The organism is Amycolatopsis australiensis (assembly GCF_900119165.1).
GTDB classification, from domain to species: Bacteria; Actinomycetota; Actinomycetes; order Mycobacteriales; family Pseudonocardiaceae; genus Amycolatopsis; species Amycolatopsis australiensis.
In genome coordinates, this window is sequence record NZ_FPJG01000006.1 from 6,977,623 (window position 1) to 6,998,034 (window position 20,412).

The 20,412-nt window shown below is 72.2% G+C and carries 16 protein-coding genes; 10 read left to right on the top strand and 6 right to left on the bottom strand.

Annotated features, from left to right (window positions below; genetic code table 11):
* The first annotated feature begins 87 nt into the window (after positions 1 to 87).
* The gene (locus BT341_RS33925) at positions 88 to 3,150 is read left to right on the top strand and encodes a glycosyl hydrolase 2 galactose-binding domain-containing protein (RefSeq protein ID WP_245805211.1); all 3,063 of its coding nucleotides are present in this window, start codon (positions 88 to 90) and stop codon (positions 3,148 to 3,150) included.
* Positions 3,151 to 3,202: 52 nt separating this feature from the next.
* On the opposite strand, the gene BT341_RS33930 is transcribed toward BT341_RS33925, so the two are convergent.
* Together BT341_RS33930 and BT341_RS33935 are read right to left on the bottom strand one after the other, a co-directional pair.
* Positions 3,203 to 3,523 carry a hypothetical protein gene (locus BT341_RS33930; RefSeq protein ID WP_072480129.1) on the bottom strand — a complete coding sequence of 107 codons (321 nt, stop codon included), beginning with the start codon at positions 3,521 to 3,523 and terminating at the stop codon, positions 3,203 to 3,205.
* 227 nt (positions 3,524 to 3,750) lie between these two features.
* Entirely contained in the window at positions 3,751 to 5,151 is a 1,401-nt protein-coding gene (locus BT341_RS33935) for a carboxylesterase/lipase family protein (RefSeq protein ID WP_072480130.1), read from the bottom strand.
* A 74-nt stretch (positions 5,152 to 5,225) separates the two neighbouring features.
* Here BT341_RS33935 and BT341_RS33940 point away from each other — a divergent pair, with 74 nt between their 5' ends.
* The 3 genes from BT341_RS33940 to BT341_RS33950 all read left to right on the top strand — a co-directional run bounded on the left by BT341_RS33940 (position 5,226) and on the right by BT341_RS33950 (position 8,301).
* Positions 5,226 to 5,633, top strand: coding sequence for a nuclear transport factor 2 family protein (locus tag BT341_RS33940; protein ID WP_072480131.1), 408 nt, complete (start codon positions 5,226 to 5,228; stop codon positions 5,631 to 5,633).
* 33 nt (positions 5,634 to 5,666) lie between these two features.
* Positions 5,667 to 7,550 carry a Na+/H+ antiporter gene (locus tag BT341_RS33945; protein WP_072480132.1) on the top strand — a complete coding sequence of 628 codons (1,884 nt, stop codon included), beginning with the start codon at positions 5,667 to 5,669 and terminating at the stop codon, positions 7,548 to 7,550.
* Between the two features lie 64 nt (positions 7,551 to 7,614).
* A complete protein-coding gene (locus BT341_RS33950) occupies positions 7,615 to 8,301 on the top strand; it encodes a histidine phosphatase family protein (protein ID WP_072480133.1) in 687 nt (228 codons plus the stop codon).
* On the opposite strand, the gene BT341_RS33955 is transcribed toward BT341_RS33950, so the two are convergent.
* Entirely contained in the window at positions 8,285 to 9,031 is a 747-nt protein-coding gene (locus BT341_RS33955; RefSeq protein ID WP_072482333.1) for an ABC transporter permease, read from the bottom strand. The genes BT341_RS33950 and BT341_RS33955 overlap by 17 nt on opposite strands.
* Before the next feature lie 16 nt (positions 9,032 to 9,047).
* The gene (locus tag BT341_RS33960) at positions 9,048 to 9,530 is read right to left on the bottom strand and encodes an MmpS family transport accessory protein (RefSeq protein ID WP_072480134.1); all 483 of its coding nucleotides are present in this window, start codon (positions 9,528 to 9,530) and stop codon (positions 9,048 to 9,050) included.
* Between the two features lie 168 nt (positions 9,531 to 9,698).
* Between BT341_RS33960 and BT341_RS47490 the strand changes: the two genes are divergently transcribed.
* From BT341_RS47490 to BT341_RS33980, 4 genes are all read left to right on the top strand, one after another.
* Positions 9,699 to 10,631: a helix-turn-helix domain-containing protein gene (locus BT341_RS47490; RefSeq protein ID WP_143168737.1), complete on the top strand. Its 933-nt coding sequence runs from the start codon at positions 9,699 to 9,701 to the stop codon at positions 10,629 to 10,631.
* A 105-nt stretch (positions 10,632 to 10,736) separates the two neighbouring features.
* Entirely contained in the window at positions 10,737 to 11,714 is a 978-nt protein-coding gene (locus BT341_RS33970) for a LacI family DNA-binding transcriptional regulator (protein WP_072480135.1), read from the top strand.
* Positions 11,715 to 12,062: 348 nt separating this feature from the next.
* Positions 12,063 to 12,644, top strand: a complete 582-nt coding sequence (locus BT341_RS33975; protein WP_072480136.1) for a MerR family transcriptional regulator — start codon at positions 12,063 to 12,065, stop codon at positions 12,642 to 12,644.
* A gap of 51 nt (positions 12,645 to 12,695) precedes the next feature.
* Positions 12,696 to 13,352, top strand: a complete 657-nt coding sequence (locus BT341_RS33980) for an RES family NAD+ phosphorylase (RefSeq protein WP_072480137.1) — start codon at positions 12,696 to 12,698, stop codon at positions 13,350 to 13,352.
* 1 nt (position 13,353) lies between these two features.
* Here the strand turns inward: BT341_RS33980 and BT341_RS33985 are convergent, their stop codons facing one another.
* Together BT341_RS33985 and BT341_RS33990 are read right to left on the bottom strand one after the other, a co-directional pair.
* Positions 13,354 to 15,297: a S9 family peptidase gene (locus tag BT341_RS33985; protein ID WP_072480138.1), complete on the bottom strand. Its 1,944-nt coding sequence runs from the start codon at positions 15,295 to 15,297 to the stop codon at positions 13,354 to 13,356.
* Between the two features lie 52 nt (positions 15,298 to 15,349).
* Complete coding sequence (locus BT341_RS33990) at positions 15,350 to 16,339, bottom strand: TerC family protein (protein WP_245805375.1); 990 nt, start codon at positions 16,337 to 16,339, stop codon at positions 15,350 to 15,352.
* A gap of 275 nt (positions 16,340 to 16,614) precedes the next feature.
* Here BT341_RS33990 and BT341_RS33995 point away from each other — a divergent pair, with 275 nt between their 5' ends.
* Positions 16,615 to 19,479, top strand: coding sequence for an alpha/beta fold hydrolase (locus BT341_RS33995; RefSeq protein ID WP_072480139.1), 2,865 nt, complete (start codon positions 16,615 to 16,617; stop codon positions 19,477 to 19,479).
* Positions 19,476 to 20,411: an ABC transporter permease gene (locus BT341_RS34000; RefSeq protein WP_072480140.1), complete on the top strand. Its 936-nt coding sequence runs from the start codon at positions 19,476 to 19,478 to the stop codon at positions 20,409 to 20,411. Before BT341_RS33995 ends, BT341_RS34000 begins: the two co-directional genes overlap by 4 nt.
* Position 20,412: the final 1 nt, after the last annotated feature.

The following is a 20,412-nucleotide window of genomic DNA, read 5'->3' on the forward strand; positions in this document are numbered from 1 at the left end:
GGAACGCTACGATCGTCCGCAATTGTTAGGAAAGTTCCCTAACGATGTCCGCTGTCCCCGCCGCCGTGGTGCCTAGGAGGCGCGCTCGTGAGCTATCGGCAGAGAAGAACCCGGACACTACTCGCGGCGGCCGTGCTGGCCGTCGCGGCGAGCGGGGCCACCGTCGCGGCGGCCACCGGGCAGGAACCGGCGAAGGCGGTGTTCGCCGCTGTGGGCCCGGCCACCGCCGTCCCCGGCTTCCTGATCCAGACGTCCGCCCAGGTCAGCGACGACTCGGCGGTCTCCAAGCCCGGTTTCGACACCGCCGGCTGGTACCCGGTCGGCCCGCGCTCGACCGTCTACGCCGGGCTGCTGGCCAACGGCAAGTACGCCGACCCGTTCTACTCCACCAACATGAAGAACGTGCCGACCGCGGACTTCAAGGTCCCGTGGTGGTACCGCGCCGACGTCACCGTCGCCGACCCCACGCAGCGCACCTACCTCGACTTCAGCGGCGTGCTGTCCAAGGCCGACGTCTGGGTCAACGGGACGCGCATCGCCGACAAGTCGCAGGTCACCGGCGCCTACACCCGCCACGACCTGGACATCACCGCGCAGGTGAAGGCCGGCACCAACAGCATCGCCTTCAAGGTCTACCCGAACGACCCGGACAAGGACCTGTCGATGGGCTGGATCGACTGGGCGCAGACCCCGCCGGACCAGAACATGGGCATCGTGCGGGACGTGCTGGTCCGGCGCAGCGGCCCCGTGGCGCTGCGCGGCGGCCACGTCGTCACGAAGCTGCCGTCGCTCGGCCACGCCGACCTCACGGTGAAGGCCGACGTCCGCAACGACTCCGCGGCCGCGGTGACGACGACCGTGTCCGGAACGGTCGCCGGGCGCGCCATCAGCCAGACGGTCTCGCTGGCGGCGAAGGAGAAGAAGACGGTCACGTTCCCGGTGATCGGGATCGACAACCCGCAGGTCTGGTGGCCGGCCGGGATGGGCGGGCAGCCGCTCTACGACCTCGACCTGACCGCGAGCGTCGGCGGCACGGCGTCCGACACCTCGCACTCGAGCTTCGGCGTCCGGCAGGTGACGGCGAACAAGAACGCGAGCGGCGGCCGCGCGTACACGATCAACGGGCGCCCGCTGCTGATCAAGGGCGGCGGCTACTCGCCGGACCTGTTCCTGCGCTGGAACGAGCAGTTCGCGGCCGACAAGCTCGCCTACGTCAAGGACCTCGGGCTCAACACCGTGCGCCTGGAGGGGCACATCGAGCCGGACGAGTTCTTCGACCTCGCCGACCGGATGGGCGTGCTGACGCTGCCCGGCTGGGAGTGCTGCGACAAGTGGGAAGGCCAGGTCAACGGCGACGAGAAGGGTGACCCCTGGACCGCCGCGGACTACCCGGTCGCGAAGGCGTCGATGACCGCGGAGGCCGAGCGCCTGCGCGACCACCCGAGCGTCATCTCGTTCCTCATCGGCAGCGACTTCGCGCCGGACGCGACCATCGAGAAGAACTACCTCGACGCGCTCAGCGCCGCGGACTGGCCCACCCCGGTGGTCCCGGCCGCGTCGGCGAAGTCGTCGCCGCAGCTCGGCTCGTCGGGCATGAAGATGAACGGCCCGTACGACTACGTCCCGCCGAACTACTGGTACGACAAGGCGCACGGTGATCTCGGCGGCGCGTGGGGCTTCAACTCCGAGACCAGCGCCGGGCCGGACATCCCGACGATGGACACGCTGAAGCGGATGATGTCGTCCAGTGAGCTGGACACGCTGTGGAAGAACCCGTCGGCGGCGCAGTACCACCGGTCGTCGTCCTCGACGTTCGCCAACCTGAAGCTGTTCGGCGACGCGCTGGCCGGCCGCTACGGCAAGCCGTCGAGCCTGGCCGACTTCGTCCGGAAGGCGCAGCTGGCCCAGTACGAGAACGTCCGCGCCGAGTTCGAGTCCCACTCGCGCAACTTCAGCGACGGCACGAACCCGGCCACCGGGATCATCTACTGGATGCTCAACAGCGGCTGGACGTCGCTGCACTGGCAGCTGTTCGACGCCTACCTCGACCAGAACGGCTCCTACTTCGGGGCCAAGAAGGCGAACGAGCCGCTGCACATCCAGTACTCGTACGACACCAAGTCGGTCGTGGTGGTCAACCACAACCACGACCCGGCGTCCGGGCTGACCGCCCGCGTCCAGCTGTTCAACCTGGACGGCACCGCGAAGTACGACCAGTCGAAGAGCGTCTCGGTGGGCGGTGACGGCGCGAAGACCACCGCGCTGACCATCGGCTCGGTGAGCGGGCTGTCGACGACGTACCTGGCGAAGCTGGTCCTGACCGACTCGTCGGGCAAGGAGGTCAGCCGCAACGTCTACTGGCTGTCCACCAAGGCCGACACGCTGGACTGGGCCAACAGCGACTGGTACTACACGCCGACGACGTCGTACGCGGACCTGTCGGGGCTGAACTCGCTGGGGTCGGTCACCGTGGGCGCGAACGCCTCCTCGACGGCCGACGCCGACGGCACCACGACGACCAAGGTGACGCTGACCAACAGCACCGGCGGCAAGATCCCGGCGTTCTTCGTCGACGCGCACGTGGTCGGCGCGGCGGGCGCGCCGGTGCTGCCGGTGCGGTGGACCGACAACCAGGTCACGCTGTGGCCGGGCGAGTCCACGACGCTGACGGCGACGTACCGGACCGCGGACCTCAAGGGCGCCAAGCCGTCGGTGCGGATCGCGGGCTGGAACACCGGGACGAAGACGATCCCGGCGGACGGCTCGGCCGAAGCCCGCGATTACCAGGCCGAAGACGCGGCGATCACCGGCGGCGTCGCGGAGTCGAACCACCTGGGCTACACGGGCACCGGGTTCGTCAACTACGACAACACGACGGGCAGCGCGGTGGAGTTCACGGTGCCGGCGGCCGCGGCGGGCCCGGCGAACGTCGTCCTGCGGTTCGCCAACGGCACGACGACGAACCGGCCGATGGACATCTCGGTGAACGGAACGAAGGTGGCATCGGGAGTGACGTTCGGCGGCACGGGGAACTGGGACACGTGGCAGACGGTCACGGTGCCGGTTTCGCTGGCCGCGGGGACGAACAAGATCAAGGCCACGGCGACGACCGCCAACGGCGGCCCGAACCTGGACAAGATCACCGTTTAGGCAGCGGCCGTGAATGCCACATCCAGGGACATCGTGTCCGTGAATGTGGCATTCACGGCTTCCCTGCTTCGGGTTCCGGGGGCGCCATCGCCGCGTCGCTGAGGGCGCGAAAGACCGACCGGGGGTTGTCCGGCAAGGATGGGTCACGGTCGAGCATCGCGATCTCCGGCTGGGTGAGGTTCCGCACGAGCGGAACACCGTCGATCTTGACGATCAGCACCGATCCGAGGTGGACCAAGGCCGTGGGCGAAGCCTGAAGGGCGACGAGCAACTTCGCGACCGCGTCTCCTTGGGCCCGATCGACCTGCGCCTGGTTCTTCGTGAGGAGCTGAAGCTCGATTCCCCGTTCGATCTTCTCGAGACGTCGACGCATGTCTTCCGAGGAACCGGCCCGCCGCAGCCGGCAGACGAAGGCACGTCGCCAAGATCCTCGCTTGCCTCCGGCTTCCGCGTCGCCACCGAGGTGGTCCTCGACGCGCTGCTGGAGGGCACGCTGGACGGCAATCGCGCCGCGCCGCTGCTCGGCACGCGACCGATCGGAGCCATCGCCTCCGCTCGGTGCGGCCGACCGGCGTCGGTAACGACGCGTCAGTTGCCGCCTCAGTCCCAGAGCAGGCGCTGGTCCCGATCCGGATCCGGCACCGTCGTGGACACGTCGTCGAAGAGCCGCGTGACGCGGTCCGCCGGCGTGTACCGCGGCCAGCCCGGGTCGCCCGTCTTGACGAACCGGACCCACGCGCCGAACATCTCCGTCGCCACCGCCTGCAGGCGCTCCGCCGGGAACGTCCGGCCGGCGAACAGGAACCGCCAGTTGCGGTTGCGGATGTCGTCGAACATCAGCGGCAGGTCGAGCCCGTGCGGGGCGCCGAGCCCCTTGCCGCGTGGGGCGATCCGCCAGTCGAGCCGGTACATCCAGGCCGTTCCGCCGGCGGCTTGCGTCGCTTCGGCGAACCGGATCGCCGGGATCCACCAGTCCCCCGCGGTCAGCGCGCGGTTGCGGACCTGGTCTTCCGGCCAGTCCGGGAGAAGCCCGGCGTAGGCCGCGACGGCCTTCTCGATCTCCTCCGCGTCCAGCACCGTCGAGCCGGCGCCCAGCAGCTTCGCGCCGCCCGACTGCAGCCAGCTGAACAGGTCTTCTTCGTCCGCCGTCGTCCCGATGAGCAGCCGGACGCCGCGGACCGCGTCCAGTGGCCGGGCGGGCAGCAGCTCGTCGCCGACGACCACGCGGTAGGTCACTTTCGTCCCCGACACCGCCGAAACCCGTTGCTGCGCCTCGAGAATCCGCGTCACAGGCAGCGTCGCCAGCTCGTCCGGGGCGACGTCGAGCTCCGCGAGGACCGCCGAAGCCACCGCCGCGCCTTCGGCCGGGGTGTGCACGACCGCGCCGACGCCGGTGCCGCTCTGCACGATCGCCTGGTGGACCAGCCCGCGCGTGGCCGGCACGGCCAGCAGCGTCCCGACCGTGCGACCGCCGTTGGACTGCCCGGCCAGCGTCACCCGGCCCGGGTCGCCGCCGAACGCGCCGATGTGGCCGCGCACCCATTCGAGGGCCGCGACCTGGTCGCGCAGCGAGAGGTTCGAGTCGGCGACGCCGGGCAGGTGCAGCATCCCGAGCACGCCGAGCCGGTAGGCGACGGTCACGACGACCACGCCCCGCCGGGCGTAGGCGGACGCGTCGAACTGGTGCGGCGCCCCCATCACGCCGCCGCCGCCGTGGATCCACACGAGCACCGGGTACGAGCCGGGTTCCGCGGGCGCGTAGACGTTCAGGTACAGGCAGTCCTCGTCGCCGGTGAAGCCACGGCCGGTCAGCTCGGGCTGCGGCGCTCGCGGCGCCCACTCGGTCGCGTCGCGGACGCCGTCCCACGGCCGCGCCGGCCGCGGCGCGCGGAACCGCAGCTCCCCCACCGGCGGCTCGGCGTACGGCACGCCGAGGAACGTCCTGACGCCGTCCCGTCCGGACCCGCGCAGCACTCCGGTCGCGATCTCCACCGTCGTCACGTATTCAGCCTAGGGTCTTGCGCTGGAGCGCGCTCCAGCGTGTTGACTCCGGTCACGCACCCCGGGAGGCACACTTGACCGCAGCCGAGAACAAGCAGCTCCTGAAGACGGCGTTCGACGCCTGGGCGACCGGCGACATCCGGCCGCTGCTGGCCGCCATGGCCGACGACGTCGTGTGGACGGTCAGCGGGCACAACAGCTGGTCGGGCAGCTTCCGCGGCAAGGACTCGGTCCGCCGCGACCTGCTCGGCCCGCTCGGCGAGCAGTTCGACGGCACCTACACCAGCACGGCGAGCCGGTTCGTCGCCGAAGACGACGTGGTCGTCGTCGAGACGCAGGGCAGCGTGGCCACGAAGGCGGGGCCGCGGTACGACAACAAGTACTGTTTCGTCTTCCGCCTCGAGGACGGCCGGATCCGCGAGATCACCGAGTACATGGACACCCAGCTGGTCGCGGAGGTGCTCACCGAGCTGGCCAGGTGAGGCCCGCCGCGGGCCGCGGGTCATGATTACCCCGTGCACATCGCGGCAGAGATAGTGGCGCTGGTCGTGACCGTCCTCCTCGTCAGCGCGGTGGCGCGGCGGCTGGACTGGTCCGCCCCGCTGTGCCTGATCGTCGTCGGCGTCGGCGCGTCGTACGTGCCCGGCGTGCCCGAATACCACCTCGACCCCGAGGTCGTGCTGCTCGGCCTGCTGCCGCCGCTGCTGTACTCGGCGGCCATCCAGACCTCGCTGGTCGACTTCCGGAAGAACCGCGGCGCGATCGGGCTGATGTCGGTCGGGCTGGTCGTGTTCACCGCGATCGGCGTCGGGCTCGTCGCCTGGGCGGTGGTTCCGGGCCTGCCGCTGGCCGGCGGCATCGCGCTCGGCGCGGTCGTCGCGCCGCCGGACGCCGTCGCCGCCAGTGTCGTCGCCCGCCGGGTCGGCATGCCGCGGAAACTGATCCGGCTGCTCGAAGGCGAGAGCCTGTTCAACGACGCCGCCGCGCTGGTCGCGCTCCGCACGGCCATCGCCGCGCTCGCCGGGTCGGTCAGCCTGTGGCAGGTCGGCGCGGACTTCTTCCGCGCGGCCATCGGCGGGGCCGTGGTCGGGCTGGTCGTCGGGTTCGCGGCCGCGTTCGTCCGCGCCCGGATGGACGAGCCGGTGCTCGACACCGCGCTGTCGTTCGCCGTCCCGTTCATCGCCTACATCCCGGCCGAGGCGATCCACGGCTCGGGCGTGCTCGCGGTGGTCATCGCGGGGCTCATCCTCGGGCACAAGGCCCCGCAGATCCTGTCCGGCTCGACCCGGCTGGCGTCCCGGCTCAACTGGCAGACGATCCAGTTCCTGCTGGAGAACATGGTCTTCCTGCTGATCGGCCTGCAGCTGCGGCGGATCCTCGCCGAAGTCGGCGAGAGCGGGCTGTCGCTGGTCACGCTCACCTGGATCTGCGTCGCGGTGCTGGGCGCGACGATCCTCACCCGGGTGCTGTACCTGATCGGCATCGGCACGGTGAAGCGCGTCGAACGGCGTCTGCTGCCGAAGAAGACGCGGGCCAAGATCTGGCCGTGGCGCTACTCGGCCGTGATCGCCTGGGCCGGCATGCGCGGCGTGGTCACGCTCGCGGCGGCGTTCGTCCTGCCCGCGGACACGCCGCAACGGGCCGTGCTGGTGCTCGCGGCGTTCGTCGTGGTGGCCGGCACCCTGGCCGTGCAGGGCATGACGCTGCCGCCGCTGATCCGCCGGCTGCGCCTGCCGCGGCCGGACCCCGCGGAGGACGCGCTGCAGGAGGCGGCCGTCCTGCACGACATGACCCGCGCCGCGCTCGCCAAGCTCGAAGAGATCCGGACGGACGACGACCCGCCGGAGATCATCCAGCGCCTGCGCGACCGGCTGCAGCACCGCGCCGACTCGGCGTGGGAGCAGCTCGGCAGGCAGAGCGCGCTGGCCGAGACGCCGAGTGACGCCTACCGCCGCCTGCGCCTGCAGCTGCTCGACGTGGAACGCGAGCAGTTCCTCAAGGCCCGCGACAGCGGCAGCGCCGACGACGACGTCCTGCGGAAGGTCCTGGAACGGCTCGACATCGAAGAATCCATGCTGGACCGCGACGACGAGGAACCCGAGGTCGAAGGCCGCGAGCTGCGCACCCCGGCGGCGACTGCGGGCTCGTGCAAGCACCTGGCCCACGAGTGGACCGACAAGGAGCCCAGCTCGGCCGACAGCTGCGCCGCGTGCCTCGCCGAGGGCACGACCTGGGTGCACCTGCGGATGTGCCTGAAGTGCGGCAACGTCGCGTGCTGCGATTCGTCGCCGCGGCGCCACGCCACCCGGCACTTCCACGAGACGCGGCACCCGGTGATGCGCAGCTTCGAGCCGGGCGAGACGTGGCGGTGGTGTTTCGTGGACAAGCAGCTCGGCTAGCTCCGCGTTCCTCCCCGCCACCACCCTCAACGGAGGCGCTTCGCGCCGCTGTACCGTCTCCACCATGAGCACGCCGGAACAGGAGATCGAGTACCGCCAGCACCGCTTCAGCCCGCCGCCGGGGTCGACGGAGATCTTCCTGGTCCGGCACGGCGAATCCGCACCCGCCCGCGGCGCCGACCCGTTCGAGCTGGTCGACGGCCAGGCCGACCCGGACCTGGCGCCGGAGGGCCGCGACCACGCGCAGCGCGTCGGCGCGCGGCTGGCCGGCGAGCGGATCGACGCGATCTACGTGACGACCCTGCGCCGCACGGTGCAGACCGCCGCGCCGCTGGCGGAGAAGCTCGGGCTGACCCCGGTCGTCGAGCCGGACCTGCGCGAAATCCACCTCGGTGACTGGGAGAACGGCCTGTTCCGCAAGTACAGCGCCGACGGCCACCCGATCATCGACCGGCTGTGGGCCGAGCAGCGCTGGGACGTCATCCCGGGCGCGGAGTCCGACGAGGCGTTCGGCGCCCGCCTGCGCGGCGCGCTCACCCGGATCGCCGCCGCGCACCCGGACCAGCGCGTCGCGGTTTTCACCCACGGCGGCGTGATCGGCGAGGTGTTCGCGCAGGCCGGCCGCTCGGTCGAGCGGTTCGCGTTCCTCGGCGCCGACAACGGCTCGATCTCGCACCTGGTGGTGCACGGGGAGAACTGGATCATCCGGCGGTTCAACGACACCGCGCACCTGGTCAACCCGCTCGGCTGAGTTTCCCGGCCGCGACGAGCTGCACGGTCACCAGGATCGAGACCGCTTCCGCGGCGAGCAGCCCGATCAGCACCAGGACCTGCGTCATGCCCGCCTGGATCGGCCCGGCGCCGCCCAGCAGGACGCCGACGTAGGCGCCCGGGAGCGTCACGAGACCGACCGTGCGCGTCTGGTCGAGCGCCGGGATGAGCGCGTGCCCGGCCGACGGGCGGCAGATCTCCAGCGCGGCGGGCCGGGGCAGGAAGCCGAGGGCGAGGGCGGCTTCGTACTCGCCGTGGCGCGCCTTCAGCTCGTCCAGGGCCCGGCGCGCGGCCTGCGACGTCGCGGTCATGGCGCCGCCGATGACGATGCCGGCGATCGGCACCACCGAGATCGGCTTCGGCGGGACCACGCCGGCGCCGAGGACCAGCGCCAAGACCGGCACGACGCCGGCGGCGATGGCCAGCGCCGTCCAGGGCAGGTTGGCCCAGGTCCCGGCGCGGCGCGCCGACGTCACCGCGGCGATGCCGAACATCAGCAGCACGAACAGGCCGGTCAGCGGGGCCGAGCGCAGGACGGCGGTGATCACCAGCGAGACGACGGCCAGCTGCGCGACGGCCCGGACGGCGGCGACGAGCACGGCGCGTCCCGGCCCGAGCCCACCGGCCTGGACGACGGCGGCACCGGCGACGGCGAGCAGGGCCAGCACCGCGACGAGGGCGGGGCCGAAGGTGATCGCGGCGTCGTTCACGCCGCCCATCGTGCCTTCAGACGGCGCAGCTGAACTGGCGGCCCGGCTCGGCGACGGTCTTGTCGGCGACGACGACCCCGTCGACGACGATCCGGCAGCGCAGCTCGCCGGGCCCGGGGTTCTGGGCGGCGATGCTGTAGAACTCGGTGCGCCCAGCCGGTCCGACGCGGGTGAACTGCGTCGACCACGGCGTGGTGACCTCGGCCTGCTGGGTCAGCGCCGAGCCCGCGGCGGCGAAGGTGACGTTGCGGGCGCCGTGCGCGCCGAGCAGCTCGTAGACGACGGAGTGGCTGACGGTCCGCACGGTCTGGACGGTCTGGGCGGCGGCGGGAGCGGCCACGGGCTCGTCCTTGACGGGCCCGCGCCCGGAGCGCGGCACGACGTACGACGTCACGGCGAAGGCGGCGGCGAGCACGCCCAGGACGACCACGACGTTTCCGGCCGACTTGGCCCGGCCGGCGCAGTCGCGCTCGGGCCGGGTCGCGGTGGGAACACCCATGGAGAGGTCTTCTCTCGTCGCGCGCACTTCCGTCGAGTGCGTCGCCTATATCTCGCCGTGACCTCACGCCGCGTTACCCGCGGTTCGCAGATCGTCCGGCTTTCACCCGAACGGGTGTCCTCGGTTCACGCCGGCTTCCGTCGGACCCCGGGTGCAATGATTTGGAGCATGTACGAAGAGGCAGCACCGCCAGGGCCGCTCGCGGGAGTGGCGCGCTGCGTGTGGCGATCGGCTTCGGAGGGACCGAAGCGGATCGTCCCGGACGGCTGCCTGGACCTGGTCGCGGGCGACGGCGGGGTGTTCATCGCGGGCCCGGACACGACGGCGTGGTCATCGGCGACCCACCCGGGCGCGGTGCTGACGGGAGTGCGTTTCACCCCGGGCCGAGCGGCGGCGGTCCTCGGCGTGGCGGCGGACGAGCTGCGCGACCGCCGCGTGCCGCTGGGCGAGCTGTGGGGGCGCGAAGGGGAACTGCTGGCGGAGCGGTTGCTGGCGGGAGAGCTGTCACCGGCGGCGGCGGTCGCGTCCCGGTTGAAGGAGGTGCCACCGGCGGATCCGGCCGTGGCGGCGCTGATCGCGCGGCTGGATGCGGGAGTGCCGCGGGTCTCGCAGGCCGTGGCGGCGTTGGGACAGCCGGGGCGGGGCTCGGCCGAGGCCGCGGCGGCAGGCCGGGGCGGGGATCCGGAGGAACTTGCCGGGGCTCTCGCGGCCGCCCTCGGACAGCGCGGCGCCGGCCCCGCCGAGATCACCGCTGCCCTCGCCCCGCCGGAAGCCACCACCGCGAGCGTTCCCGACCTCGCTGCCGCGCGGATCGAAGACCCCGCCGGTCCCTCCGCCATCAGTGAGCGGCGGCTGCGGAAGCGGTTCGTCCAGGCCGTCGGCTACGGCCCCGCCACCTACCTGCGGGTCAGCCGGTTCCAGCGCGCCGTCGCCCTCGCTTCGTGCGTCGGTGGCCTTGCCGCGCTCGCCGCCGCTGCCGGGTACTCCGACCAAGCTCACCTCAGCCGGGACTGCCGGGCGCTCACCGGGCTCACTCCCCGCGCCTACTTCCGTCCTTCCACTGTGGACCACACCGTGCGTGACCGGCTCCGTTCGGCGTAACCCGTGCGGGCAACCGGAAGTGGGCCGTCATCTGGCAAGGTAAGCGGACGGTAAACGACTGCCAGCAGCGCTATCCTCCCCTCGACCAGTGATCAGGGAGGGCGTGTGGCGACCATCAGCGACGTCGCGGCGAAGGCCGGCGTCTCCACCGCGACCGTCTCGCGCGCGCTCAACGGGAAGTCCACTGTGGATCCCACGCTCGCCGCGCGCGTGCAGGAGGCCGCCGCCGAGCTGGGGTATCACCCGAACGGGCTGGCCAGGAACCTGCGCCGGCAGGAGACCGCCGTCCTCGCGCTGATCATCTCCGACGTCGAAAACCCGTTCTTCACGGCCATCGCGCGCGGGGTCGAGGACCTCGCGCAGCGGTCCGGCTACTCGGTGGTGCTGTGCAACTCCGACGAAAACGAGGACAAGGAACGGCGCTACATCGAGGTCGCGCTGCAGGAACGCGTCGCCGGGGTGGTGCTGTCGCCGACCGGCCGGTCGACGAACGTCGAGGGGCTGCGGCGGCAGGGCACCCCGCTGGTCGCGGTGGACCGGCCCCTGCCGGCCGCGGCGGGCGACCAGGTCCTGGTCGCCACGCGGCACGCGGCCGCGGACGCCACGCGGCACCTGCTGGCGGGCGGCTACCGCCGCGTCGGCTGCCTGACCGGACCGGCCGGCGTCCGCACCGCCGACGACCGTCTCGCCGGGTACGCCGACGTGGTCGGCGAAGCGAACGTCGTGTTCCGGCGGGCGGAGTACCGCGCCGAAGGGGCCCGGCTGGCGGCGCTGGAGCTGCTGGACGAGCCGTCACCGCCGGACGCGCTGCTGGTCGCGAACAGCACGATGGCGATCGGCGTGCTGGAGGCGCTGGCGGAGCGGGGCCTGCGTTCGGGCCGGGACGTGGGCATCGTGTCGTTCGACGACGCCCCGTGGACGACGCTCATCGACCCGCCGCTGACGGTGGTCGCCCAGCCGGCGTACGAGGTGGGCCGGGTGGCGGCCCAGCTGCTGCTGGCCCGCATCGCGGACAGCAGCCGCGACGCGACGACCACGACGCTCGAAGCCCGGTTGATCGAGCGGAAAAGCTCCCGCCGCTGACCGGACGGCGCAAGCACGGGGCCCAGAGAAGCGGCGTGCCCAGGGGGCCGGCTCGTGCCGGGCCCCCGGGCACGCCGCACCCCCTGTGTCCCCCATGCCCGGCGCAGGCCGCCGGATCCTGTGAGCACGGAGCGGAAATCGTTTACTCGCCCCGGAACGTAAGGCCCCCGATACGTACTGTCAAGCCTGGACAACGTCGCCCACCCCGGGCACACTTACCGGAAGTTGCCTACTCAACGTGTTGAGTGATGTGCTTTAAGTGTCGATCTCTGGTGAATTCACCCACAGACAGGGCAAGAAACCGCACGAACCCGCACACGCGCGCTGTTTCGGGTTAGTCTGAGCCTCATGTCGGTAGCGCTGGAGAACATCCTCGCCAAGGCGGGCCTGAAGGTCGACGCTCACGAGTTCCTGACGCTCGTCGAAGACGCGGCGCGGAGACTGTCGCCACCGAACCCCGATCCGTCGCACTACTTCTCCGCCGACCAGCGCGCCGCGCTCACCGACGTCGGCCTCGACCTCTCGCCGCACCGGGAGGGGGAACCGGACTTCCGGGCGCGGACCGTCGCCGCGCACGCCGTCCTCGCCGAGGGGGCGCTCAGCGTCAACGAAGCCGCGAGAGCCCTCGGAGTCGACGACAGCCGGATCCGGCACCGCCTCAAGGAAGGCAGGCTGACCGGCTGGAAGGACGGCGGCTGGCGGCTCCCGGCGTGGCAGTTCGCCGGCTCCGGCGTGCTGCCCGGCCTGGAGACCGTGCTCAAGGCCCTTCCCGAAGACCAGCCCGCGCTCGTCGTCGCCGCGTTCATGAGCACGCCGCAGGCCGATCTGGTCATCAACGACCATCCCGCGACGCCGCGCCAGTGGCTGCTCTCCGGAGGTGACCCGGACTACGTCGCCCGCCTCATCGCCACGCTCGGCACGCCGTTCTAGGCTGGACCTCCCCGAGCAAGATCACCGACAAGGACGGACGACCCCCGACGCATGGCCCGGCTCCCGCTGCCGCCCGCCCGATCCGTCCTGGTCCGGCAGCTGAACCGCGCCAGTGACGTGGTGCCGGTCCCGCCCGCGACCAGGCTCGTACGGATCTTCACCGCGCACGGCAACCACCCCCAGCAGTGGAACTCGTTCCGCTACACCGGCCCGCTCCCGCACGGCCGGTTCGACCAGCAGCCGCCCGGCCGCGGCGGCGCGCCGGTCACCGACCCGGCGAACGGGGTGCTGTACTTCGGCCTCACGGTCCGCACGTCGGTCGCCGAGGTCTTCCAGACGAGCTCGACGGTCGACCGCCGCACGCGCGGGCCCCGCCTGGTCGTCGTCCGCCCGACGCGCACGCTGCGCCTGCTCGACCTGACCGGCCTGTGGCCGACGCGGGTGGGCGCCTCGCAGGAGATTTCGAGCGGGCCGAAGAAGCTCACACAGGCGTGGGCCCGCGCGATCCGCGGCGCGTTCAGCGACCTCGACGGCCTGTGGTACCGCTCCTCGATGGACTCCGGCGACCCGGCGATCTGCCTGTGGGACCCGCCGGCGGGCGCGGCACTGCCCATCGCGCCGGACGTCCTGCTGCCGCTGGACCACCCGGGCCTGGACGTGCCGCTGGGCCGGGTCTGCGAAGAGCTGAACTACACGCTGCTGAACTGACCTACAGGTGCCGCGCCCACCAGTCGAGGATCGCTTCGAAGCGCTGCACCCGGTGCCGCGGCCGGCCGGAGCGGGTCAGCTCGTGGCCCTCCCCGGGGAACAGCAGGAACTCCGCCGGCGCGCCCGCGCGCCGCAGCGCCACGAACATCCGCTGCGCCTGCTCCAGCGGGCAGCGCCAGTCCTGCTCCGAATGCACCACCGCGAACGGGATCTTGATCTGCGCGGCGTACGTGAGCGGCGAACGGTCGCGCTGCACCTGCGGGTCCGGCCCGACGTAGGCGTCGACGAAGAAGTAGCCGATGTCCGAGCTGCCCACCATCGAGTCCCACGCGTTGACCGCGCGCTCGCTCCACGCCGCCTTGAACCGGTCGCCGTGGTGGGCGGCCAGCCAGCTCGTCATGAAGCCGCCGTACGAGCCGCCCATGATGCCGACGCGGGAAGCGTCCAGGTCCGGCCGTTCGAGGGCCTTGTCCAGCAGCGCCAGGACGTCGTCGACGTCGACCGTGCCGAAGCCGTGCGTCACCGCGTGACCGTGCGCCTGGCCGTAGCCCGCCGACCCGCGCGGGTTGCCCAGCACCACCGCGTAGCCCGCCGACGCGTACACCTGCGCCTCGTCGAACACCGCCCAGTCCTGCTGCGTGAACGGGCCGCCGTGGACCACGCGCAGCACCGGGTGCGGGCCGTCCCCCTCGGGCAGCACCAGCCAGCCGTGCACCGGATAGCCGTCCGACGCCGTGGTCTCCAGCTCGATCATCGGCCGGATTCCCTTGTCCCGCAACGGCTTCGAGTAATCGGTCAGCACCCGCGGAGCACCTTCGCCGAGCAGCACGACGTCGCCTGAGGACTCGGGGGTGGCGATCACCGCCGCCAGCACCGGGCCGTTCAGGGTGAACGACCGCAGCGCCGTCCGGTCCGCGTAGACCACCGGCAGGTCGGCCAGCGGCGCGTCGGCGGCGCCGACGGGGACCGCGCGCAGCTCGACCGCACCGCGGTTGCGGACGGCCACCAGCACGTCGCCCCCGCGCGGCGCCGGCGGGCCCGCCGAGGCCTCGCAGTCCACCGTCTCGATGTCGGTGAGCCGGCGGGCCTTCACCGGGCCGGCGCCGAACTCGGGCGTCGCCGCGTACAGCCCGGTCATCGCCGCTTCGCGGTGCTCGGCGAAGGACTGTCCGAAGTAGAAGAGCGTGCCGTCGGGGCCGAACACCGGACGCTCGGAGAACCCCTCGCCGCGCACGAGGACCTCGGGTTCCCCGCCCGACGCGGCGATCGCGCAGATGTCGCGGTGGTCGCTCTCGGCCGCGCCCCAGTCCGGCGGCGCGGTGAAGACCACGCGCGTGCCGTCCGGCGTCCACACCGGGTCCGTGACGTCGAAGCCGTCGCCGGTCAGCGGCTCCGGCTCCCCCGGCTCCGCGCCGAGGGCGTCGACGACGAACAGCCGCTGCATCCGGTCGCGCAGGAACCCGATGTCGTCGATGCGGTAGTCCATGCGCGTGATCCGGCGCGGAGCCTCGGCGGCCGGCTCCGGCGTCTCGCCGTCGGCGTCCTCGGTCCCGTACCGGCCGGCTTCGGGCACGCGCGCGGTGAACGCGATCCGCCGCGAGTCCGGCGCCCAGACGGGTTCGCCGGCGCCGAGGTGCAGCGATGTCAGCCGCCGCGCTTCGCCGCCGTCGGACGGCATGACGTGCAGCTGCGGGCTGCCGTCGGCGCCCTTGCCCTCCCCCGCGCGGAGGAACGCCACCCAGCGCCCGTCCGGGGAGATCGCGGGCGCCGAGTCGCGGGGACCGTGCGTCCACGCGCTCTCGCCGCCGTCGGGCGACACGCGCCGCAGCGAGCTGTGCGCGGCGTTCGCCTTCAGGTCGGGCTTCTTCAGCGCGGTGAGCAGCAGGTTCCCGCGCAGCGCGGGACGGCCGGGGACGGCGAGGGCTTCGATGTCGGCAGGACGCACGTCCCCGACCGTACCCGAAATCCTTAGCTGTGCGAACGACCTTCGTCGGGACTTACGCGGCGACCTGCCTGCGCTCGTCGCGCCGGGCCTTGGCCAGGCTCGCCACCGTCGTCACGGTCAGCACGACGACGATCACGCCGAGGGACACCCAGTTGTTGATGTCCAGCCAGTCCGGTACGACGTGGTACTCGTGCAGCGCGTGCAGGAACAGCTTCGCGCCGATGAACGCCAGGATCACCGCGAGGCCGTAGCTGAGGTAGACCAGCTTCGTCACCAGCCCGCCGAGCAGGAAGTACAGCTGCCGCAGGCCCATCAGCGCGAACGCGTTGGCGGTGAAGACGAGGAACGCCTCCTGCGTGATGCCGAAGATCGCCGGGATCGAGTCGACCGCGAACAGCAGGTCGGCCGAGCCGATGGCGACGATCACCAGCAGCATCGGCGTGATCATCCGCTTGCCGCCGATCTTCACCGTGTAGTGGTGCCCGTGGTAGTCGTCGGTCACCGGGGCGAACCTGCGCACCTGCCGGGTGACGGCGTTCTCGTGGTACTCCTCTTCCTCGCCCTTGTTGCGGAGCATGCTGATCGCGGTCCAGATCAGCACCGCGCCGAAGAGGAAGAACACCCAGACGAACTGCGCGATCAGCGCGGCGCCGATGGCGATGAAGACGCTGCGCATGGCCAGCGCGAGCAGGATGCCGACCAGCAGCACGCGGTGCTGGTGGATGGCGGGCACCTTGAACGACGCCATGATGATCATGAAGATGAACAGGTTGTCGACGCTCAGCGAGTACTCGGTGATGTACCCGGTGAAGAACTCGACACCCGGCTCGTGGCCGGCGAAGAACCAGACGCCGGCGCCGAAGAGGATCGCGCACGAGACGTAGAAGACGACCCAGCGAGCGGCTTCCCCCGTGGTCACTTCGTGCGGCTTGCGATCGACGATGACCAGGTCCAGCGCGATCAGCGCGAGCAGGCCACCGATCGTGGCGATCCACAGCCACAGGGGACAGTCATGAAACCGAAACCTCCGGATAGTGCGCAGCAGCAACTAACCGGAGGTCTCTCCCGCCGGTGGAACCACCGGCCGACGGTGCCGGGGGCGCAGGGCCACCGTGCTGACGACACCGCCGCGAAGGAATACTCCCCTCACAGCGCGTCCAGTTTGCCGGTTCCTCCCCGCGAAAGCCAGCCGGGATCGCGCACGTCACCGGGTTGGGCCTGTAATTTCGGTCACCACGGTCCACCAGGCGGTCCGACGCGTGTGATCACTGTGAGGTGCGGGCGGCACTCTCAGCAAGCCTCGAATAGGTTTCCCCGGTGCCCCGACTCCCGCTCCCGCGCACCCGCGGAGCCCGCCTCACCGCGCTCGCCGCCGTCGTCGTGGTCCTGGCCGCCGGCGCGGTCTTCTGGATCACGCGCCCCGCGGCGCCGCCGCCGGTGCCCACGCAGGACGCGCTGCTCGACATGCCCGCGGCGCCGGGCTCCGCCGAGCAGGTCAAGATCGACACGACGACGTACCTGCCCGGGACGCTGCCCGCGCCCGCCGTGCTGCTCGCGCACGGCTTCGGCGGCGACAAGAACAGCGTCGCCGACGACGCCCGGGAGCTCGCGCGGAAGGGCTTCGTCGTCATGACGTGGTCCGCGCGCGGGTTCGGCCGCAGCACCGGCAAGATCGGGCTCAACGACCCGGACGGCGAGGTCGCCGACGCGAGCCGCCTGATCGACCGGCTCGTCGCGCAGCACCAGGTGACGCTCGACGCGAAGGGCGACCCGGAGGTCGCGGTCACGGGTGCCTCCTACGGCGGCGCGCTCGCGCTGCTGCTGGCCGGCGCGGACAAGCGCGTCGACGCGATCGCCCCGGTCATCACCTACAACGACCTCGCGCAGGGCCTGATCCCGAACGCGGCCACGCCCGGGCCCGTCGCTGCCGGCACCCCGGCCGCCGGCGCGTTCGCCACCGGCGGCGTGTACAAGAAGAGCTGGGCCGGCATCTTCTTCTCGGCGGGCTCCGGCGCCGCGGCGAGCGGCGCGCCGTCGGCCGAAGCGCCGGAAGCCGGCCAGGAGACCGACACCGGATCGACCGGCGCCGCCGGCGGGGCGGCAGCCGCCGTCCCGGCCGTTCCGCCGGGTGCGGGCGGCGGGCCCCGGAGCGCTCCGGCCGACCCGTGCGGCCGGTTCACCGCGGCGGTCTGCCGCGCCTACACCGAGCTGGGCACGACGGGGCAAGCGAGCCAGGCGAGCGTCGACCTGCTGCGCCGGGTCTCCCCCGCGTCGGTGACGGACAAGATCACCGTGCCGACCCTGCTGGTGCAGGGCGAGAACGACACCCTGTTCGGCCTCGACCAGTCCGACGCGACCGCGCGGCAGATCACCGCGGCGGGCGGCAAGGTCCGCACGATCTGGTACACCGGCGGCCACGACGGCGGCAAGCCGGGTCCGCAGCTGCGCGGGAAGATCGCGGACTTCCTGTGGACCGCGGTGCGCGGGGGCGACCCGGGCACCGGGTTCAGCTACGACGTCCAGGGCACGTTGCGCGCCAACGGGACGCCGTCGGTCCGGACCGTCACGGCCGCCGCCTACCCGGGCCTGACCGGCCCGGCCACCGAACGGCGGCTGCTGGCGATGACCGGTCCCGAACAGCCGGTGGTGCGCCCGGCCGGGGCGAATCCCTCGGCGGTCAGCGGGATCCCGGGCCTCAACGGCGTCGCGAGCAGCTCGTCGCGGCTGGGCGTGCTGTTCGGCAACGACCCACCGGGCCAGGCCGCCCAGTTCACGACCGCGCCGGTGGACGGGCAGATCGTCGTCAGCGGCTCCGCCACCGTGCGGCTGCGCGTCGCCGCCGACCCGGCGCACCCGCAGCCGGACGCGGTGCTGTTCGCGAAGCTCTACGACGTCGGGCAGGACGGTTCGCGGGTGCTGCCGGCCAACGCGATCGCCCCGTTCCGGGTCGGCGGGCTGCCCGCCGACGGCACGCCCGTCGAGGTCACCGTGACCCTGCCCGGCATCGTCCGGCCGATCGAGGGCGGCCACGCGCTGCGGCTGGTCGTCGGCACCACCGACCAGGCGTTCGCCACGCCGGCCGCGCCCGCGGTGTTCCGGATCGGGCTGGCGGGCGGTACCACGCTGGAGATCCCCGTCGTCCCGGGGACGTCCGCCGGCTCGCCGGCGCCGGTGGGGCAGCTGGTCGGCATCGGCGTGACGCTGGCGGTCGGCCTGGCCGCGGTGCTCTTCGCGGCGCTTCGCCGCCGCCGGGCCACCGACGTCGATCCGGAGCTGTCGACGACGCCGCTGGTCATCGAGGGGCTGCGTAAGCAGTACGCGGGCGGGTTCGTCGCGGTGCAGGACCTGTCGTTCCGCGTCGAGCCGGGCCAGGTGCTCGGCCTGCTCGGGCCGAACGGCGCGGGCAAGACGACCACGCTGCGGATGCTGATGGGCCTGATCACGCCGACCGCGGGCAGCATCCGCGTGTTCGGGCACAAGATCACCCCCGGCGCGCCGGTGCTCTCGCGGATCGGCTCGTTCGTCGAGGGCTCCGGGTTCCTGCCGCACCTGTCCGGCCGGGCCAACCTCGAGCTGTACTGGGCTTCGACCGGGCGTCCGGCCGGGAAGGCGCACTTCGCCGAGGCGCTGGAGATCGCCGGGCTGGGCTCGGCCGTCGAGCGGCGGGTGCGGACCTACAGCCAGGGCATGCGGCAGCGGCTGGCGATCGCGCAGGCGATGCTGGGCCTGCCGGAGCTCATGGTGCTCGACGAGCCGACCAACGGGCTCGACCCGCCCCAGATCCACCAGATGCGCGAGGTGCTGAAGCGGTACGCCGCGACCGGCCGCACGGTCGTGGTGTCCAGCCACCTGCTGGCCGAGGTCGAGCAGACCTGCACGCACGTCGTGGTCATGCACCGCGGTTCGCTGGTGGCCGCGGGCGAGGTCGGCGAGCTGGCCGCGGCCGGCGGCGAGGCGACGTTCCGGGTCGACGACCCGGCCGCGGCCGCGGCGGCGCTGAAGGCGGTCGGCGGGGTCACCGCGGTCGACGTCGACGGCGACCTGGTGCACGCCAGCCTCGACGGGCTGCCGCGCGCCGACGCGGTCGCGGCGCTGGTCCGCGCCGGCGTCGCGGTGGAGCAGGCCGGGCCCCGGCGCCGGCTGGAAGACGCGTTCCTGCAACTGGTCGGAGACGAGTCGTGAAGTCCTCTTCGGAGTCGGGTGTCCACACCGATCCGCACGCGCTCGACGAGCTGAGCGACGTCGCCTCGCACGAGCACGCCGGCGTCGGTCCGGACGGCGCCGTCGCGGGCTACTCCGCGCGGCGGACGCTGCGGCTCGGCGTCGAGCTGCGGCGCCAGCTCAAGCGGCGGCGCACGCAGCTGCTGCTCGGGTTCGTCGCCGTCCTGCCGTTCATCCTGGTGATCGCGTTCCAGCTCGGGCAGTCGAACCCGAACCGGCGCAGCGGCGGGTTCGTCGACCTGGCCACGGCGTCCGCGCCGAACTTCGTCGTGCTGGCGCTGTTCGTGTCGGGGACGTTCCTGCTGCCGATGATCGTGGCGCTGTTCTTCGGCGACACGATCGCGAGCGAGGCGTCGTGGTCGAGCCTGAAGTACCTGCTGGCGGTCCCGGTGCCGCGGCACCGGGTGCTGCGGCAGAAGGCGATCGTGTCCGGGCTGCTGTCGGCGTTCGCGCTCGTGCTGCTGCCCTTGGTGTCGCTCGGCGTCGGGGTGCTCTGGTACGGCGCGGGCGACGCGATCAGCCCGACGGGTGACGCGGTGTCCTTCGGCGACAGCCTGCTGGCCATCGCACTGTCCACTGTGTACATCATTCTGCAGCTGGCCTGGGTGGCCGGGCTGGCGCTCGCGCTGAGCGTGTCGACCGACGCCCCGCTCGGCGCGGTCGGCGGCGCGGTGCTGGTGGCGATCCTGTCCCAGATCCTCGACCAGATCACGGCGCTGGAGGGCCTGCGCAACTACCTGCCGACGCACTACGCGTTCGCCTGGATGGACCTGATCTCCACCGACGTCGACTGGACGAACCTGGCGAGCGGCCTGCTCTCGGCGGTGATCTACGGGACGGTCTTCTTCCTGTACGCCGGACGCCGGTTCGGCCGGAAGGACATCACCAGCTGAA

Excerpts from the sequence above, each read along its gene's own strand:
- BT341_RS33960 (WP_072480134.1), bottom strand. The coding sequence starts at position 9,530 with ATGGGTGTTCCCACCGCGACCCGGCCCGAGCGCGACTGCGCCGGCCGG.
- BT341_RS47490 (WP_143168737.1), top strand. The coding sequence starts at position 9,699 with ATGTACGAAGAGGCAGCACCGCCAGGGCCGCTCGCGGGAGTGGCGCGC.
- BT341_RS33975 (WP_072480136.1), top strand. The coding sequence starts at position 12,063 with ATGTCGGTAGCGCTGGAGAACATCCTCGCCAAGGCGGGCCTGAAGGTC.
- BT341_RS33930 (WP_072480129.1), bottom strand. The coding sequence starts at position 3,523 with ATGCGTCGACGTCTCGAGAAGATCGAACGGGGAATCGAGCTTCAGCTC.
- BT341_RS33980 (WP_072480137.1), top strand. The coding sequence starts at position 12,696 with ATGGCCCGGCTCCCGCTGCCGCCCGCCCGATCCGTCCTGGTCCGGCAG.
- BT341_RS33950 (WP_072480133.1), top strand. The coding sequence starts at position 7,615 with ATGAGCACGCCGGAACAGGAGATCGAGTACCGCCAGCACCGCTTCAGC.